This window comes from Bacillus sp. JZ105, from assembly GCF_053903125.1.
Map to the genome: position 1 here is coordinate 1,998,213 of NZ_CP096387.1, position 18,088 is coordinate 2,016,300.

The window sequence follows — 18,088 nt, forward strand, 5'->3', positions numbered from 1 at the left end:
TCATTTCCCCCTTAGTTTTTGCGAGTCAAGCTATCAGATACAATTCGTTCTTGTTCTTTTTTATGCACAGTTGGATCACCCTCAGCCGTACTTGAACGTCTTCTTCGGCCGATGTAACGTACTTTTACTTTTTCAGGCGCAATTTCACGTAAATATGGCTCAATGTATCCCCAAGCTCCCATATTTTGTGGTTCTTCTTGCACCCATACGATTTCTTCTAAGTTTGTCAGCTTTGTTAAAATTCCTTTAATATCTTTGGCTGGGAACGGATATAGCTGTTCCACTCTTGCAACGTGAAGCCAATCTTTCGGCTCTTGCATTTGAGTAAAACGATCACTAATATCAATGGATACCTTCCCGCTAGATAGCACGAGACGTGATACTTTTTCGTGATCATGTACAAGACCTGGCTGTTCAAGAACTGGATGGAACTGTCCATCCGTTAATTCTTGGACTTCAGACAATGTGTTCGGGTTACGAAGCAGACTCTTCGGTGTCATAATGACAAGCGGACGAATCTCTTCACGAAGCAGCATTTTCGCCTGTCTTCTAAGAATATGGAAATATTGCGCTGCACTTGTCAGGTTCGCAACTGTCCAGTTATTCTCAGCAGCTGATTGCAGGAAGCGCTCTGTTCTTCCACTTGAATGCTCAGGACCTTGTCCTTCATATCCATGCGGCAGCAGCATAACTAAACCTGATTTTTGTCCCCATTTTGCACGGCCGGCTGAGATAAATTGATCAAAATACACTTGAGCCGCATTTGCGAAGTCTCCGAATTGAGCTTCCCAAATCACTAACGTTTCAGGAGAATAGACGTTATAACCATATTCAAACCCGATGACTGAGCCTTCTGACAGTGGACTGTTATGAACAGTAAACGATGCATTTGCATCACTCAGTTCATGAAGAGCAATAAATTCATCTCCCGTTTGACTGTCGTGAAGAACAAGGTTTCTTTGAGCAAAAGTACCACGCTCTGAATCCTGTCCGGTCATTCGAATTGGCGTACCGTCTTTTAATATAGATGCAAATGCGAGTGCTTCCCCAAGTGACCATTCTACTTTACGGTCATCTGTAAACACTTTTGCACGTTTTTCAAGGATCCGCTTCAGCTTGCCAAATACTTGGAAATCATTCGGCCAGCTGATCAATTCTTCATTCAGCTTTCGCAATACATCAAATTCTACTGATGTATCCACTGCTGGGAAGCCGTTTGATACAGGCTCTGGCAGTTCAATTTCTTGAATCGTGTTTTCTTTCTTTGAAGGCACCTTTTTATAAGCTTCTTCTATTTTTGCCGTCACAGCCTGCTCGATTTCTTCACGCTGCTCTTTTGTCAAAAGACCTTCTGAGACAAGTTTATCTGCAAAGATATTCTTGACCGTTTTATGCTTTCTGACCGCATCGTACAGCATTGGCTGAGTTGTAGAAGGCTCATCCATTTCGTTATGACCGTATCTGCGGTAACCGATCAAGTCAATAAGGAAATCCTTCTTGAAACGTTTGCGGTATTCTACTGCTAGCTGAACAGCCGCTAAACACGCTTCTGGATCATCTGCATTGACGTGAACAATAGGAATCTCAAACCCTTTTGCAAGGTCACTCGCATATTTCGTCGAGCGGGATTCATTGCTTTCCGTTGTAAACCCGATCATATTGTTGGCAATAATATGGATGGTTCCGCCCACTTGATAGCCTACAAGCTGGCTTAAATTTAATGTTTCTGCCACAATTCCTTCTCCAGGGAATGCTGCATCCCCATGAATTAAGATGGCTAACGCTTTTTCAACGTCTTGAACTGGATAGCCTTTTTGAGTACGTGATTCTTGAGCGGCACGCGTGCTTCCTTCAATGATTGGATCAATGAACTCCAAGTGACTTGGGTTATTCGCAAGCGTGACTCTCGCACTCTTTGTATCTTCGTCTTTGATTTGACGGTCAGCTCCAAGATGGTACTTAACATCCCCTGTCCATCCGTAGCTGATGCCAATAGACCCTTCTGATGGAACAAGCTCTTTATTTGGCGCATGCTGGAATTCTGAGAAAATGATCTCATATGGTTTTCCTAACACATGTGCTAATACATTTAAACGGCCTCTGTGTGCCATTCCAATGTTAATATTTGAAGTCCCTTGTGTAACAGACTCTGAAATAATTTCATCAAGTACTGGGACAAGTGCGTCTAAACCTTCTATAGAGAAACGCTTTTGCCCAACAAATGTTTTATGAAGAAACTGCTCGAACTGCTCAACTTCTGTTAATCTCTTGAATACAGAAACTAGTTTTTCTGCTGGTTTTTTCTTAAATAGTTCACCAGACTCGATTGATTTTGAGAGCCAGTTCCGCTCTTCGAAGTCATGCACGTGATCAAACTCAAATGAAATGGTACGCTTATACGTATTTCTCAAATGGTTAATGGCTTCTATGCCGTTTGAAATGTGTTTTGGTGCATCCGGACTAATAATAGATATCGGAATATTCTTGACATCTTCTTCTGTTAAACCGTACTCCTTTAAAGGAAACAGCTCTTTTAATTCCTTTTCTTTACGAAGAGGATTGACGGAAGCATTTAAATGGCCATACGTTCTGATGTCTTCTGCCAGTTTAACGACTGATGCTATCTTTTGGATTTGTTCAGAAGTAACTACGCTATTTTCTTTTTTCCCAATTTCCTCCTTCATTTCACTCGGTGGTGCACCAAGTTCATCAAATATGCCTCTTAGATCTTCATCAACACTAGTAGGATCCTGGACATACTGATCGTAGAGCTCGAGCACATAGCCGAGGTTCGGACCATGAAATTCTTCCCAACTCAACGGTTGTTTCACATCATTTTGAAACATTTTGAACACTACCCCCAACTTTGATCATCAAGTGATTGAACACTATCTCGATATAACTTCCAGAACACAATGACCAAATTTATGTAATAAAACGCTTCCAATAATATTCTACCACTGTTTTGGATTACTTTCTACATTCTTTGTTCAATTAAAGATAAAAAATTCACAGAAAAACCAAAAATTTAAATCATTCCGAAAAATAATTTGAAGAAAGGGGCAAAACCTTATGCCCCAATGCTTTTATGCAGCAGTTTCTTCAGTAATGGATATAAAACATCTGGCAATGTATCGACATCTGGTACAAAAATGCTGAACTTGCCATACATATCTTGAATGGTTTTCATCTGTGCTTCTTCTATCGGCGAATTGGATAAAAACACATTGATCACCTCAATGCCCTTTTTCCTCGCTTCAAGAACTGCTTCATGCGTATCGACAATCCCGTTTTGTTCGTAGCTGAACGCAGCTGGCTCTCCGTCTGAAAAGACAATCAGAAACTTTTGCTCTTCTCTTCGCTTTAAAATCATCTTTGTCATTTGACGGATCGCATAACCATCCCGGTTATCCTCTTCTGGCTCAAGGGACATAATTGAAGGCCCTGCATCAAATAGAGAATCTTTGAACGACACGACTGTGTTGAAGTAGTTTGGCTGACTTGTTTCTGTTGCGTCGTTTGTATCTTCCCAAAACCCAACAATTTGATGTGGGACTTGCACGGATTTTAACGCTTCATGAAAGAGAACAATGCCTTTTTTCGTCTCATCCATCTTGTCAAACATGCTCGCTGAACAGTCTACTAATAAGGTGAAAACAGCATCAATCTGAGAAGACGGCGCCTGTTTTTTATAGAAAAGACGCGGGTTAGACTCTGTAAAGTAGCGAATCAGCTTTTTACTGAGACGTCCTGCATGAAGGTCTGTTTTAGGCCATGATTTTTTATGTTCAAGTGTTTTTTGGATCATTTGTTTTAAGCGTTTCTGATAAGGCTCAATTTCCTTAGCATGCTGCTTGTATATATCGATTTGTTCTGGCTTAGGAGGATCTGGTGAAATCATGACTGGAAACGCATATTTGTTTTCTTTTCCATTCTCATGACCATCTGCTCCGCTTTCTTCACCTTCAGCCTCTTCCAGCGCTTCAAGCTTTGAATAATCTTTTCGGTGTGTTTGCTTTGCAGAACCTTGGACAGTTCCGAGTGCCTGATCTCCGTCATCACCTTCTCTTGCCGCATCCTTACCAAGATCACTTTTACCGCCGTGCTCTAAATCAAATTGTAGGAAACTTTTGGATGGCGCTTCGGTTTCTCGATGCCACACTTCCATGTACTCTTGGTGAATGTCTTCATCGCCTTCTTTTTCTCGGTCGACTTTAATGTCCTCACTTAATGTAGGTTTTCTTTTTAAATCATGGAACAGCGGTTCTTTTGCCGCTTGTTCATAGTCCAATTCAGGGAAGAAAAAGTACGTATTCAGCATATCCTTTTCAAGCAGTTCATCGAAGCCTTCCGTCAATTCTTTGACAATAGCTGCGATGTCTGCTGTTGAACCCGCATCATACACACGTTCAAGACTTGACTCAATAAACGGAATCATCGGGTTGATCTGCTCATGAAGAGGCGGAATCTCTTCGAGCGGAGAATCAGCTGTCAGCTTCACATAAATCGCACAAAAAAGTGCATCTGTTAAAATACTTCGTTCTTGGTTAATCGTTAATTGTGTCTTAAAGTGACGCCGGTACAGCTCTCTTCTTCGTTTAAATACCTTTTTTGTTCCTGGGCGGTCATGTTTAATCCGCTCTTCAATCCGGATATCTTCAAACAGCATAAACAATTGTTTACATACATCAGGAATGGATAATGTATGGGCATAGCGAATGATCTCCTGAAATACCGTAAGATCACTATAAACCGTCCCTACTGCACGAAGGAACACATCACTTTTCAGCCCTGCTAGCATATCTTCTTGTTTACGATCATCCCAAAAATGACTGATGAAAATTTTCTTTTCAAACGGTTCATAGTAGGACTGCACACCGTATTCAAGCTCGACATCATCACTTTTTGCTAACGTTTTGGCTAAATCCGTTAATTCCATAAATAGAAATGAATCGATTCTGCTGTCATTAAATTTGATGAATTTCAAAAGTCAGAACCTCACTCGAATAATGTTTGAGCGATATTTCTTACCGCTGCTTTTTCCCGGTCATCTTCCAGCTTTTCAACAATGCCTCGTTCAACGGCACGAAGCGGCGGAATGTATTGCGCAAGATCACAAGTATCCAGGAGTGCGCGGATGGATGCTGCTTCTTCACTCACCTGTCCGTTATGAGCTTGTGTAATGAGGTCTGATGAGAGCTGAACGAATTGATCAATTAACCGCTCATCCTTTAAAACAGATTGAGATTGCAGTACATCTTTCAGGATACCGCCGCCGATATATGGAACGTCAATGACAACAAAACGGTTTTTTAACGCTTCATTTAAAGGTACTGTGCCGACATATCCTTCATTGATTGCCGCAATGACGCCAAAGCCTTCTTCTGCTCGAACAACCTCACCTGTAAATGGGTTTGTCATCATTTTTCTGTAGTCGAGTACACCATTTAAAATAGGCAGTGTTTCTGGCTTCGCCATGTTGATTTCATCAATATATAAAAGATGGCCTTTTTTCATTGCTTTTGTCACAGGTCCTTCAATGAATTCAATCGAAGCCACCTGACCATCATTGTGAATGGTTTTATAGCCAATCAAACTTTCAGCATCAAGATCAACCGAGCAGTTTACACTGTGCATCGGCTGCTGAAAGAAAGCGGATAATGTTTCTGCTAGTTTTGTTTTACCTGAGCCGGTCGGCCCCTTTAAAAGAACATTTTTTCCTAATGCTAATGCAATCATGGCATCTTGAATGATAGAAGTATCCTGTGATTCATAGCCGCCTGTTCCAATAAGTGGACGAAATTCTTCTTCCAGCACTTTTGCTTTTGCTGCAATTATTGCTTGAATTTCTTCTGGGAGTGATTGTTCGTTAAACATGTATGATTAATTCCTCTCTTCGATCATTTTCCTCACCAAGTATACTAAAAAAACCTTTATGCACTCAATACATAAAGGTTAGACTTCTGTTATTTTACCATTTCTTTTGTGATCGATCCGCAAGCGATGCGTTTCCCTGAGTTTCCAGAAGGGTTGCTTAAATAATCATCTGCTTCTGCATGAATGATAAAGCTTCGCCCATTTTGATCGATTAATTGATTCGGGCCTCCCTTTAACGTCACATCCGGTACGTTCACAACCACATCAATTTGTCCATCTGCTCCTACCTCTAAATTAGGCATATCTCCAGCATGGTGCCCCTTTGGATTGTCAAAACCATGCTCTCTATGGGTTGGATTAAAGTGAGCCCCTGCCTTTTCAAAATCTGGCGTTTCACATATTCCTGTTTCATGAATATGAAAACCGTGAGGACCTGGCGGCAGCCCTTTCGCTTTTACATGCAGATCCAGCCCATTTTCTGAGGATTCTCTTATTTCAATGCTTCCTATTTTTTGCCCGCTTTCGTTTATGAGTGACGTTGTGACTGGTGCTTGTTTAGGTGCTGAAACTTCACTTGTTTCTTCTGTCGTTTCTTTTTTCGGCGGTGCATGACATGCTGATGCGGTAAAGATCAAACATATCATGATCATCCACACTGACTTTTTCATTTATGACTGCCCCCTTTTGTTATCAGTATGGACAATCACAGCAGCAGGCAAACAAAAAAAGCCGAAATCGGCTTTTTTTAGAAGAAACGTTTTGCACCTAAGTAGGCTTTTTTCCAATATGGGTTGCTTAAGTTCGAGATTCCTACTCCATTGTCACTTGCATGAAGGAAATCTCCTCCGCCAAGGTATAGTCCCATATGAGAAGGTCCTGCTTTGTACGTTGTAAAATAAACAAAATCTCCAACTTGTGGTGTGCTTACAGGAGTCATCATATTCCAGTAGCCAGCTGTGCTTAATCTGGATACAGATGAAACTTTGTTAATGAGATAGTAAACAAAGCCGCTGCAGTCAAATCCTGCTGGTGTATTACCGCCCCATCTGTAAGGAACGCCTGTCAGCTTTTTCCCCTCTTGAATCATTGTCGTGATCTTTGCGTTCATTGGTACATCGTTTTTGTTATTGTTGGCCGGAGTTGTTGAACCGTTAGACGTAGAGCCATTCGATCCAGTTGAGCCGGAAGCTGCACCATTGATTTTTAAGACTTGTCCAATTCTAAGCACATCACTTTTCAAGCTGTTGGCTGTGCGGATTGATTGAACCTGTACTTTGAATTGATTCGCAATTTTCCATAACGAATCGCCTGATTTTACAGTATAAGAGCTTGTTTTCCCGCTAGAAGACTGGTTACTGTTTGAATTGCTTGGCTTAGTAGGTTTCGGCTGACTTGGTTTTGATGCAGCCGTTCCTTTTACTTTCAATACTTGATTCGGATAAATCATATCAGATTTTAATCCGTTCAATGTTTTGATTTCACCAATCGACATATTTAGCGAATTTGCAATTTTCCAAAGGGAATCCCCTAATTTAACCTTGTATGTACTTGAAGATGATGAACTATTTGAGTTCGTTGTCTTTTTGCTTGAGCTGGAATTTGAAGATGAGTTTGAATTTGATGACTGGCTTCCGCTCGTCTTCGTGCTTCCAGATACCTTTAGCTTTTGACCAGGACGAATCAGGTCGCTGTTTAAGCTGTTTAGGCTTTTTAAGCTCGCAACTGACATTTTATGATTTTTTGCAATCAGCCATAAAGAATCTCCAAGCTTTACAGTATAGCTGGAAGTCGTTGAAGCACTTGATTTCTTTGCTTTTGACCTTGTTGATGAACTGGATTTCTTGCTTTTTTCACCAGGAATTTTTAAGCTTTGTCCTGCAAAAATCATTGTCGTTTTTAATTGATTAAGAGATTGAAGCTCCGAAATACTTGTATTGTACTGTTCGGCAATCTTCCAAAGTGAGTCACCGCTTTTCACCTTGATCGTCTGTGCTTCTGCCGGTGCAGCAAACACAGCTGAGCCAGCGATCGCTGAAACTGTGAGTCCGGTTACTACTTTTTTCTTCATAGAGGAATCTCCGCCTTTCGTGATTTTGTCCAATAAGATTTATGTACTAGTTTTGAGTTTAGCATTTAATGGTTCTGCTTCTCTTGCACTATTTTATCTTTATTTCTATTATATTACTCGACATGAAGACGTTGGGCAATAACAAATAGGCTAAAGCAGCCAACTCAAAATGCTAAACAACAAAGCCATATCGTTTCTATCGGCTGTTTGTTGTATTTATAAACATTTTTTAAGGAATTTTTAAGTTGACGTTTAGAAATTTGTCAAAACAAGCACGCTGCTAGTTTCATAGTTCTATTCTACATGACAAATTTTTCTGTATCAAATGACTTTTTACTTAATTGGCTGTTTTTTCTCCGTAAATAAAAAAGCATCCTTCCGAATGAAGAATGCAGCGTTCGTTTTTATTTTCTTATTTCCGGATCTTTTACGGTAAGCGGATAAAGCACGCCTTCTTTCGCAAACGACATTTTCCCCGTTTCTTCTGATACGACAAGAACAAGTGCATCTGTCATACCAGAGAGTCCGATCGCTGCCCTGTGCCTTGTGCCAAGCGAAGGACTCACTTTTTTTGAGGTAAGCGGCAGCACATTTGCAGCAGAAACAAGTGTATTTTCTTTGACTAAAAGAGCGCCATCATGCAGTGGATTTCCCGGGTAGAAAATGCTTTCTATTAAGGAAGCACTAATTTTCGCATGAAGGTTTGTCCCTTTTTGAATAAAATCCTCAACCTCATCGCGTCTTTGAATCACAATGAGTGCTCCATGCTTTTGTTTTGATAAATTCTCAATGGCTAAAGAAAATTGAGCAAATCCTGGTGTGAATTCTTCCATATACGCTTGTAAATAAAACGACGAGGCCTCTGCATGCATTTCATTAAACTGATCATGCAATGCTTCGAGATCACAAAGTAAACACTGCTCTGTTTCATCAAGAGAATCAATGATGTCACTTGCATCCTTCATAATGTTCATCAAATGTGTTCTCATCCCGGCTTTAAATATCACTTCTTCGTTCGTCAGGTGGATCATCTGATCTTTTCCCTCCTTCTTTCGCTTGTTGTTATAAAATAGCAAATTGTGCACATTCTATTTGTATGGAGGTGAGCTTAATATGACCATTCAGAAAATCATCCAATATGCTTGCAGCATTTTAGGTGTTGTCAGTCTTTCTTTTATTTATGCCCAAATGTTTAAAAAAACGAAGCCATCTAAGAAAAATAATCCGACGGAGAATTGATTTTTTTACATAGCATGATATAATTCCTCTCGTTATTTCTGTTCAGAGAGGAACTTATGATGAGAGAAACGAATAGCATTCGAGCAAAGCTAACACTATTTTTAACCATTTTGATTCCGATTTTAATCACCCAAGCAGGTCTTTCGCTTATTACCTTTTTAGATACGGTGATGTCTGGAAAAGTGAGTGCAGAAGACCTTGCGGGTGTTGCAATCGGTTCTAGTATTTGGACACCTGTTTATACGGGACTTGCCGGGATTTTGATGGCCGTTACTCCGATTGTGGCTCAGCTGATGGGCGCTGGGCATAAAGAAGATGTTCCCCGGGCTGTCTTTCAGGCGATTTATTTATCCTTTCTTTTAAGTATCGCTGTGATTGTCATTGGTACGATCAGCGTTCCTTACATACTAGGAGGACTTGGACTCGAGCACTCTGTAGAGGATATTGCCCGGCATTTTCTCAGCTTTCTTGCTTTTGGCATCATTCCGCTGTTTGGTTATTCGGTGCTAAGGTCATTTATTGATGCATTAGGGAAAACACGTGTGACAATGTTCATCACGCTCACAGCACTTCCTATTAACTTTGTTTTAAATTACGCATTGATTTTTGGGAATTTTGGCTTTCCAAAGCTTGGGGGCGCGGGTGCCGGTCTTGCATCTGCAATGACGTATTGGGCGATTTTCATCATGAGTATTTTTATTGTCATTAAAGCAGAACCATTTGCCTCATTTCGTTTGTTTCAAAAACTGCCTCGAATGAATATCTCCCGTATAGGGCAAATACTGAAAATTGGCCTTCCGATCGGGTTTGCGATCTTTTTTGAAACGAGTATCTTTGCCGCAGTGACGCTATTAATGGGGCACTTTGATACTATTACTATCGCCAGTCACCAAGCAGCGATGAACTTTGCTTCTATTCTTTATATTTTACCGCTTAGTATCTCAATGGCGTTAACGATCGTTGTTGGGTTTGAAGCGGGGGCTAAGAGGTATCAAGACGCGCAAAGCTACAGCTATATCGGCATTGGAACGGCGGTATTATTCTCATTATGTACGGCGGCCCTCATCTTGCTATTCAGACCAGAGATCGCTGGTTTATATACAGCTGAATCAGCTGTTTTACAAATGACACAGCACTTTTTGATTTACGCGATCTTTTTCCAGCTGTCAGATGCGATTGCTGCACCCATTCAAGGGGCTCTGCGCGGCTATAAAGATGTGAATTATACGCTGATTGCTGCTTTTGTCTCTTACTGGGTCATCGGTCTTCCTGCCGGTTATCTCATTGGCACATATACCTCCTTTGGGGCGTTTGGTTATTGGATCGGACTGATTGCCGGGCTTGCCGCAGGCGCCATCGTCCTCTTTATCCGTCTCAGATTGATTCAAAAACGTCACCTTCGATATGTATCGAACCACTAAATACAACACAAAAGCAGCTGACAAATATCAGCTGCTTTTGTGTTTAATCATTCCATCGATACGTCCACAAAATTTCTTCATCAAACCATTTCTGGACAACTGGTTCATTGTTTTTCAGCTTTTGTTCAAGCTCTCTCAGCATGCCCTCTGTTTGCGTTCTATGCGCTCTCAGTGCATTTAATTTGATATCTGCAACATCTGTAATATCAATCACAATATCCGCATGTCCAAGGACTTCTTCTCTATTCTTCGTAATGGCCATGCAGTATGTGACAGGACGGTCTTCTTTTTTCTTGCGATATAGAGCACGAATCACAGCTTCACCTGTCGCATCATGATCAGGATGTACACCGTGTCCTGGATAAAACGTCACAATGAGTGTCGGTTTGACTTCATCAATGATGGTTTCCATCACATCTGCTAAATACTCGTCGTCTTCAAATTCCAATGTTTTATCACGCAGGCCAAGCATACGTAAGTCTGTGATATCCATTTCTTTGCAGGCATTGATTAATTCCTGTTTTCTTAATTCAGGAAGTGTTTCACGGTTCGCATATGTTGGGCTTCCCATATTTCTGCCCATTTCTCCAAGTGTCCCGCATGCATATGTGACGGGAATTCCGCGTTTTCTGCTTTGTGCAATGAGACCAGCAACCCCAAAGGATTCATCATCGGGGTGAGGCAGCATCACTAGTACATGTTCGTTCATGACTTGTCACCCTTTCTTCTACACCTGAAATGGTGTTTCACTAATTTGTAATGAAATCGCTAGTTTACCGTCTGGCAAGTGTCCAGCTAATAGCAGGCGGCCTTGGTCATCAAACACATAATCGGTTAATCCTTCTGCGTAAATCCAGCCATCTTCTGTTTTCATTCCAACACGGTATGGACCTTGTCCTTTTATTTTCGCCTGTGAATAGACGACTTTCGCGTTGCGGATATACGCAACAACCGTCATATTTTGTTCATTTACATGAGCTGAATAAGAACCAGTTGTCGTTTCAAGATGAACGAAGACTGGACGATTTAAAAACGATTCAAGATGTGCAGTGACATCTTCCGTTTGAATTGGTTTCATGAGTGGTTCCTTCCTTCATTTTGAATTAATTCTCGCAGCTTTTTCGTATGTAAGCTGATCAGCTGCAGCTGATGATCATGCTTAAGCTCACTTTCTAAAATTCTCTCCACAGCAAGCACATACTTTTGGTGTAATGATTTCCTTGCCCGCGGATGTGTTCGTGCATCAAGTAAATCATCACATATAGCCTCGTGTAAAGAAGACATATCATCAACATCAAGCTGACGATTTTTCCATAAAGATTGATAGGCGGCTGCAAGCTCATGAGCTGACGACATATGATCACCTCTACAGTTTTGGTAACAACTTATTATGACATGATCCGCCTGCAAAAAAAAGCAAACTGCTCGTTTGGCTTAATGAGAATTCGCTGTTTTTTTCATGCGTAATTGAGAGGTGGTAAACAGTAAAATCGCCACCCAAATACAAAGGAATGTCACAATTTTAGCTGCGGATAAGTGTTCGTGATAGACAAACAGCCCTAAAAACAGCGTAATTGTCGGTGCAATGTATTGCAAAATGCCCACTTGATAAAGTGGAATTCTTTTTGCGCCTTCTGAGAATAAAAGAAGCGGCACGGCTGTAAAAACGCCTGCAAAAAATAAGAGACCGAGCGACCCGAAGCTGTTAGGATTCATAGTCACGACAGGTTCTTTTAAGAAAAATAATAAGTACACAAGTGCAGCCGGTGCGAGAAGCAGCGTTTCAATCGTCAAACCAATCGCGCTCGTGAAGCTCATCCTTTTTTTAATCAAACCATAAAAGCCGAAGCTAAGAGCTAATAAGAAAGCAACAACAGGAAATGACCCGTATTGAACTGTTGAAAGGATCACCCCAAATGCGGCAATGAGGATGGCAATGGTTTGCAATTTATTTAGTCGTTCTTTTAAGAAAATAATGCCTAATAGAACGGATACAAGCGGATTAATATAGTACCCTAAACTTGCTTCTAGCATAAGACCATGATTGACTGCCCAAATGTAAACATACCAGTTGACCGAAATTAAAATAGCAGATAAAAGTAATGAAAAAAATGCTTTACCATCCAGTATGAGACCCTTCACTGTCTGCATCGCTGGACGGACTTGTTTTAAATACAAAAGAATACCGCACATAAACACAAATGACCATACAATTCTGTGCGCTAAAATTTCGCCTGACGAAATATGCTCCATCAGCTTCCAATATAACGGGAATAAACCCCAGAGTATAAAAGATGCTGCAGTGTAGAGAACACCTTTTGATTGCTGTTCGTTCAATGTAACCATCCCTTTCTAAATCTAACGTATATTATAGCACGCACGCAGGCGAATGGGCATATACTAATTCAGGGCATTTAGAAAGGATGATTCGCATGTTTGACTGGAACCGATTATTCCCTTTTCAAAAGCAGTTCTCAAAAGAAGCCTTAAAGAATTCAGATCCTAAAGACGTTGAGCAGTATGTCAATCAAGTCATGGAAAGTGTATTCGGCTCCAATTATCCTGCTCAGTTCCCATTTCAGAACCCCCTTTCTCAAAATCAAAAAACGAGAGAAACTGATGCCGAAAAAGAAAAAGAGCCAGAAGTCGAAGTGTTCGAAACGACTGATCATGTGTTTGTCAAAATTGAACTTGCTCGTCCGAACACAGAAAAAGTCAAAATCAAACATACAGCCAATCTGCTGTTTATTGATCATTTTCCTGAAGAAGGGACGCAGAAGAAAGTCGTCCTCCCTGCTGCTGTGAAACGTAAAGGAACGAAGGCATCATATCAAGATGGTATATTGGAAATTATGTTTTTAAAACATGATGATCCAGGAATTTCTGAAATTGATATTCCATTATAAAAAGCCTGCTTTAAAAACGGAAGCAGGCTTACTCTTTTTAATAATATGGTGGATATCCGCCGCCATAAGGTGGTGGAGCAGGCGGTGGTGGCGGCGGGTAATATGGACGGGGATAATTAAAAATCGCACTTCCTAGAAATCCGCCAAGCAGTCCGCCGACTAAAGGAGCGCCAAAACCAAAAAACAAAGGGACTCTGGATTCATATGGCGGAATGCCAGGGGCGCCGCCTCGAAAATACGGAGTATGAGGGTACATGCATTTCTCCTCCTTTGTCATGTGCCTAACATCAGCATATTCATCAGGAGTCAAAATGTTTGGGCAAACCTGAAACTAGGCTTGTTCCTTTTTCTCGTGAGAGCCTATATACTTCCCAGCCCACCGAGATACCTCATGAAACACTTCATGTAACGCATTCCCTTTTTCAGTTAAACTGTAAATGACTTTGACAGGCGTCTCAGGCAGGACAGTCCGCTCTATAATCCCTTCTTGCTCGAGCTCTTTTAAACGCTCTGCGAGCATTTTTTGACTGATCGACGGGATCGTGTCTGTGAGGTCTTTAAAACGCTTTGGTCCATCAAGCAATACATGTATAATGAGACCGTTCCACCTTTTTCCTAGAAGTAAAAAAGCTTGCTGAATGTGTGGACATAATTGGAATTCCATAAATTTCAGCCTTTCTTTTCATGATTGTTTGACAAACTAACGGTGTACAATTTAAAATAACCCTAGTTACAATAAGTAAGTTTCTCACTTTTTATTTATTGTACCATATTATTTGCAAAAACGGGAGGAAATATCCATATGGCGACCGATCAAAAAACAATTGACATCTTAAAACAAAGAGCTTCAGTAAAAGAGTATGATACTTCTCATGAAATGACAAAAGAAGAGTTAACAGAGCTTCTTGAAATCACAACTAAAGCACCATCTGCTTGGAACCTTCAGCATTGGCATTTCACTGTTTTCCATAGTGCTGAAGCAAAAGCAAAATTACTTCCAATCGCTTACAACCAAAAGCAAGTATCGCAGGCATCAGCTGTTATTGCAGTTCTAGGTGACCTAGAAGCTAACCAAAATGGCGAAAAAATCTACAGTGAGCTGGCAGAACAAGGCTTCATAACAGAAGACATTAAAGAAACATTGATGACTCAAATCAATGGCGCATACCAAAGCGAGCAATATGCACGCGAAGCAGCGTATTCAAATGCTTCATTAGCTGCTATGCAATTAATGATTGCGGCAAAAGCAATGGGCTATGATACATGTGCAATGGGTGGTTTCAGTAAAGACGCGTACATCAAAGAATTTAATGTAAGCGGCCGCTACGAACCGGTTATGCTGATTTCAGTTGGTAAAGCAGCGAAAGAAGCTCATAAAAGCAACCGTTTCGACATCGAAGAAGTTTCTGATTTCCTTTAAAAATTGGCAAGGTCTCAGCATATATGCTGGGGCTTTTTTATTTGCTTTAAATATTATTTCTACATACTTTCTTTCACCTTCACCCTCTTTACATCTTCACTCTCTCTCCTTTCTCAAGAATGAAAGCGTTATATTAGTATGATATTCATCAAAATGATTGTTTTTTCTGAAAATGGTCTTGTGATCTAATCTGACAACTGCTATTATTATGAAATTACAAAATATTCAGGAGGAAATTATGAACAAAAAATTGATGCTGGCACTGCTAATCGCGATTCCATTCATTGGACAGCTCGCTTTGCTGCCTTTTGCGAATCGTATTCATCCATTTGTCATCGGGCTGCCCTTTTTCCACTTCTGGCTCTTGCTATGGATTGTACTCACACCAATTTGCACATTTATCATTTATAAGATGCAACATTCAAATGGAGGAACAGACTAATGCAAGGAAATTTAACAGCTTTATTGATTACTGCAAGTATTATTTTCATCGTCGTGGTCATCGGATTTGCCGCTGGTCGTGACAAATCATCAAGACAGTCAGTAGAAGAATGGTCTGTCGGCGGGAGAAAATTTGGCGGACTGCTTGTCTGGTTCCTCGTTGGCGCAGACTTATATACAGCTTATACCTTTTTAGGGCTTACAAGTACAGCTTATACAGCTGGAAGCGTCGCTTTTTTCGCTATTCCCTATTCAGTCCTAGCTTATTTTATTGCTTATTTCTTTTTACCGAAACTATGGACGGTGGCGAAAAGTCACAACCTTACAACACTTGCTGATTATGCACGTGAGCGCTTTGACAGCAAGCTGTTATCTAGTTTGATTGCGATTGTTGGGGTGCTTATGCTGATTCCTTATATTTGTCTTCAGCTGAGCGGAATTCAAGATACGTTAACTGTCGCTGGAACTAATTATATTAATGTGAATGCAGTTGTTATCATTTCATTTATTTTAGTCGCACTTTATACATTTTTCAGTGGTATTAAAGGTCCTACATATACAGCCATTATTAAGGATATTCTCGTTTGGGTGATCATGCTGTTTATGGTCGTTTCACTGCCAATTATTCATTTTAACGGCTGGACACCGATGATGAACACGTTAGCCAAAGAAGCGCCTCAGCTTCTAACGATCCCTGAAGGCGGTCCTAAAGGCATTTTATGGTTCATAACTGCTTCAGGCGTTTCTGCTCTTGCTTTGTTTATGTGGGCACACGCAGCAACTGGGGTTTTTACAGCCAAAAGCGCAGATGCCATCCGTAAAAACAGCATGTTTTTGCCTCTTTATAATATTGTATTGATTTTGGTCATCTTCCTTGGATTTATTGCTTTTTTAGTCTTACCAGAAGATACAAATCCAAGATTTGCTCTTCTTCATTTAATTCAAACGTCATATGGCGGCGTGATGCAGGGACTCGCTTATTCAACAATTGCACTGGCTTCCCTTATTCCATGCTCCATCATGGCCATTGGCGCATCAAATTTATTTGCCAATAATTTATACCGTGACTTAATTCATCCGAATGTGTCACCTAAAAGATTGACCATCATTACACGTTCGATGGTGTTTATCGTCATCGGGCTCGCTCTTTTATTCGGGATGCTGTTCCCAACTGCACTTGTCACGCTTCAGCTCATTGGTGTTTCAGGAATGGTTCAAATCTTCCCAGCTATTGCCATCAGCTTGTTCTGGAAAAAACAATCGAGAGAAGCAACGATTGCCGGGTTAGTCATTGGAATCATCGTGACCTTTACAGCGAATATCTCACAAGTCACGTTCGGTCTTTATGAAGGATTTCTTGGTTTACTAGCAAACGTCGTCGTCATCTTGATCTTGAATCCATTTTTCCAAAAGAAGGTCACATCCAATTCTGTCATGAATGATCTATTTGAAAAGGATGATGAAAAAACAGAAGCGGTCACAAGATAAGAAAAAGCAGTCCCCTGATGAGGACTGCTTTCATCTTGCAGGCAAAGTCTACAAGATTTTTTGCATAACACAATTCTTTATTTTTTACGGCATGAATGTAATGAATGGTTTCAAAAGCTGATAGGTAATCTTCTCTATTGTTAAAATACAGTTCATTAATTTTATCAGGTGATAAATGTTCATAAATGAGTAAATCTGCTTTCTCTAACACCTTTTCGATTTCACGGTACGAAAAACACGATTTCATTGGTTCCCCGCTTATTGAAGCCATTTTCACCATATTTTCAACTCTATTAGAGGTTCCTTTTTCTTCGAATAGTTTTTCATCTGCATAATCAAAAACGATCGAACTTCCTGATGGAACCTTGGTGAATAAATAACCTATTAAGCTTGAAACCTCTTCTTTCGTTAAATAGTATGAAACACCCAAAAGACTAAAGAACGTCTTTTTGTGATCAAATCCTTTACCTATTAGGTTTTGATAAGACAAATTTTTGGTGAAGTCCATAGAAACAAAATGAAGATTATTTGGGATTTTTAATTTAGCCTCGTCCAATCTTTGCTTTTTAAATTCCTGTGTAGTGGGATGATCAATTTCGAATATTTCTAAGCTGCTTTCTAATTCTGGATGCCGGAAACTAAAAGTATCTAATCCAGCACCAAGTATGACATATTGTTTTATTCCTAACGCTACCTCATGAAGCAATACTTTTTCGCAATACGCAGCACGTGATAAGGTTATTGGAGAAAGCTGGACTTGTGTAATCCATTTTAATATTTCTTCTGTATTTCCTTCGAATTTTTGAGCGATATCTTTGTTGAAGAAATGTATGCCTTGAACCATATTTTCTTTGATGTCATTGAATTCTTTTTCAGAAATTAATTCTTTAGCTATATCATCATTAAAGATCTTAGGTGTATCAAATTGACTATGATAGGATCTGGCAAAAGCCGATATTAACGAAGTGACACTGGACTCATCTTTCTTCATACAAACACACTCCTTCATTTTAGAACAAAAAATAGGATTCTCCTGGCCAGGAGAATCCTATTATATATTCTAAAAACAAGAAAGTAAATTATAGCACAATTACATTATTTTGTCAAGTTTAAAACAGTCTTTTTCCATACAAATATTAACACATAGCAGCGTTACATGGATCAAAAAAGAAGGTATTCTTACTGGCAAGTGATGAAAGAACCGTGTTCAGCATAAAAACTCTATATG

19 protein-coding genes are annotated in these 18,088 nt (G+C 40.2%); 6 read left to right on the forward strand and 13 right to left on the reverse strand.

Annotated elements, in window-relative coordinates; genetic code table 11:
* Positions 1-11: 11 nt before the first annotated feature.
* From sucA to cdaS, 6 genes are all read right to left on the reverse strand, one after another.
* Positions 12-2,846 carry a 2-oxoglutarate dehydrogenase E1 component gene (sucA, locus tag M1D81_RS10015; RefSeq protein ID WP_456267011.1) on the reverse strand — a complete coding sequence of 945 codons (2,835 nt, stop codon included), beginning with the start codon at positions 2,844-2,846 and terminating at the stop codon, positions 12-14.
* A 224-nt stretch (positions 2,847-3,070) separates the two neighbouring features.
* Positions 3,071-4,987: a vWA domain-containing protein gene (locus M1D81_RS10020; RefSeq protein ID WP_456267010.1), complete on the reverse strand. Its 1,917-nt coding sequence runs from the start codon at positions 4,985-4,987 to the stop codon at positions 3,071-3,073.
* A gap of 11 nt (positions 4,988-4,998) precedes the next feature.
* Entirely contained in the window at positions 4,999-5,877 is an 879-nt protein-coding gene (locus M1D81_RS10025; protein ID WP_456267009.1) for an AAA family ATPase, read from the reverse strand.
* Between the two features lie 89 nt (positions 5,878-5,966).
* Positions 5,967-6,545, reverse strand: coding sequence for a superoxide dismutase family protein (locus tag M1D81_RS10030; RefSeq protein WP_456267008.1), 579 nt, complete (start codon positions 6,543-6,545; stop codon positions 5,967-5,969).
* Positions 6,546-6,622: 77 nt separating this feature from the next.
* Positions 6,623-7,945, reverse strand: a complete 1,323-nt coding sequence (locus tag M1D81_RS10035; RefSeq protein ID WP_456267007.1) for a LysM peptidoglycan-binding domain-containing protein — start codon at positions 7,943-7,945, stop codon at positions 6,623-6,625.
* 404 nt (positions 7,946-8,349) lie between these two features.
* The gene (cdaS, locus tag M1D81_RS10040) at positions 8,350-8,976 is read right to left on the reverse strand and encodes a sporulation-specific diadenylate cyclase CdaS (RefSeq protein WP_254734021.1); all 627 of its coding nucleotides are present in this window, start codon (positions 8,974-8,976) and stop codon (positions 8,350-8,352) included.
* Between the two features lie 82 nt (positions 8,977-9,058).
* Here cdaS and M1D81_RS10045 point away from each other — a divergent pair, with 82 nt between their 5' ends.
* Positions 9,059-9,184, forward strand: a complete 126-nt coding sequence (locus M1D81_RS10045) for a hypothetical protein (protein ID WP_008359993.1) — start codon at positions 9,059-9,061, stop codon at positions 9,182-9,184.
* 59 nt (positions 9,185-9,243) lie between these two features.
* Positions 9,244-10,605, forward strand: coding sequence for an MATE family efflux transporter (locus M1D81_RS10050; protein ID WP_456267006.1), 1,362 nt, complete (start codon positions 9,244-9,246; stop codon positions 10,603-10,605).
* Positions 10,606-10,648: 43 nt separating this feature from the next.
* Here the strand turns inward: M1D81_RS10050 and bshB2 are convergent, their stop codons facing one another.
* The 4 genes from bshB2 to rarD form a co-directional block, all read right to left on the reverse strand.
* Positions 10,649-11,314: a bacillithiol biosynthesis deacetylase BshB2 gene (bshB2, locus tag M1D81_RS10055; protein ID WP_456267005.1), complete on the reverse strand. Its 666-nt coding sequence runs from the start codon at positions 11,312-11,314 to the stop codon at positions 10,649-10,651.
* A gap of 18 nt (positions 11,315-11,332) precedes the next feature.
* On the reverse strand, positions 11,333-11,683 hold the full coding sequence (locus M1D81_RS10060; RefSeq protein WP_008359999.1) for a YojF family protein: 351 nt from the start codon (positions 11,681-11,683) through the stop codon (positions 11,333-11,335).
* Entirely contained in the window at positions 11,680-11,961 is a 282-nt protein-coding gene (locus M1D81_RS10065) for a hypothetical protein (protein WP_024428326.1), read from the reverse strand. Before M1D81_RS10065 ends, M1D81_RS10060 begins: the two co-directional genes overlap by 4 nt.
* A gap of 78 nt (positions 11,962-12,039) precedes the next feature.
* On the reverse strand, positions 12,040-12,951 hold the full coding sequence (rarD, locus tag M1D81_RS10070) for an EamA family transporter RarD (protein ID WP_456267004.1): 912 nt from the start codon (positions 12,949-12,951) through the stop codon (positions 12,040-12,042).
* Positions 12,952-13,037: 86 nt separating this feature from the next.
* On the opposite strand from rarD, the gene M1D81_RS10075 reads away from it, so the two are divergent.
* Positions 13,038-13,511: an Hsp20/alpha crystallin family protein gene (locus tag M1D81_RS10075; protein WP_456267003.1), complete on the forward strand. Its 474-nt coding sequence runs from the start codon at positions 13,038-13,040 to the stop codon at positions 13,509-13,511.
* Positions 13,512-13,548: 37 nt separating this feature from the next.
* On the opposite strand, the gene M1D81_RS10080 is transcribed toward M1D81_RS10075, so the two are convergent.
* A complete protein-coding gene (locus M1D81_RS10080) occupies positions 13,549-13,767 on the reverse strand; it encodes a hypothetical protein (RefSeq protein WP_024422697.1) in 219 nt (72 codons plus the stop codon).
* A 75-nt stretch (positions 13,768-13,842) separates the two neighbouring features.
* Positions 13,843-14,175: a winged helix-turn-helix transcriptional regulator gene (locus M1D81_RS10085; RefSeq protein ID WP_456267002.1), complete on the reverse strand. Its 333-nt coding sequence runs from the start codon at positions 14,173-14,175 to the stop codon at positions 13,843-13,845.
* Positions 14,176-14,313: 138 nt separating this feature from the next.
* On the opposite strand from M1D81_RS10085, the gene M1D81_RS10090 reads away from it, so the two are divergent.
* From M1D81_RS10090 to M1D81_RS10100, 3 genes are all read left to right on the forward strand, one after another.
* Positions 14,314-14,931: a nitroreductase family protein gene (locus M1D81_RS10090; RefSeq protein WP_024428323.1), complete on the forward strand. Its 618-nt coding sequence runs from the start codon at positions 14,314-14,316 to the stop codon at positions 14,929-14,931.
* A gap of 238 nt (positions 14,932-15,169) precedes the next feature.
* Positions 15,170-15,373, forward strand: coding sequence for a DUF3311 domain-containing protein (locus M1D81_RS10095; RefSeq protein WP_024422700.1), 204 nt, complete (start codon positions 15,170-15,172; stop codon positions 15,371-15,373).
* Complete coding sequence (locus M1D81_RS10100; protein ID WP_456267001.1) at positions 15,373-16,860, forward strand: sodium:solute symporter family protein; 1,488 nt, start codon at positions 15,373-15,375, stop codon at positions 16,858-16,860. Before M1D81_RS10095 ends, M1D81_RS10100 begins: the two co-directional genes overlap by 1 nt.
* On the opposite strand, the gene M1D81_RS10105 is transcribed toward M1D81_RS10100, so the two are convergent.
* Complete coding sequence (locus M1D81_RS10105; RefSeq protein WP_456267000.1) at positions 16,850-17,851, reverse strand: class I SAM-dependent methyltransferase; 1,002 nt, start codon at positions 17,849-17,851, stop codon at positions 16,850-16,852. The two genes, M1D81_RS10100 and M1D81_RS10105, sit on opposite strands and share 11 nt — an antisense overlap.
* Positions 17,852-18,088 lie beyond the last annotated feature (237 nt).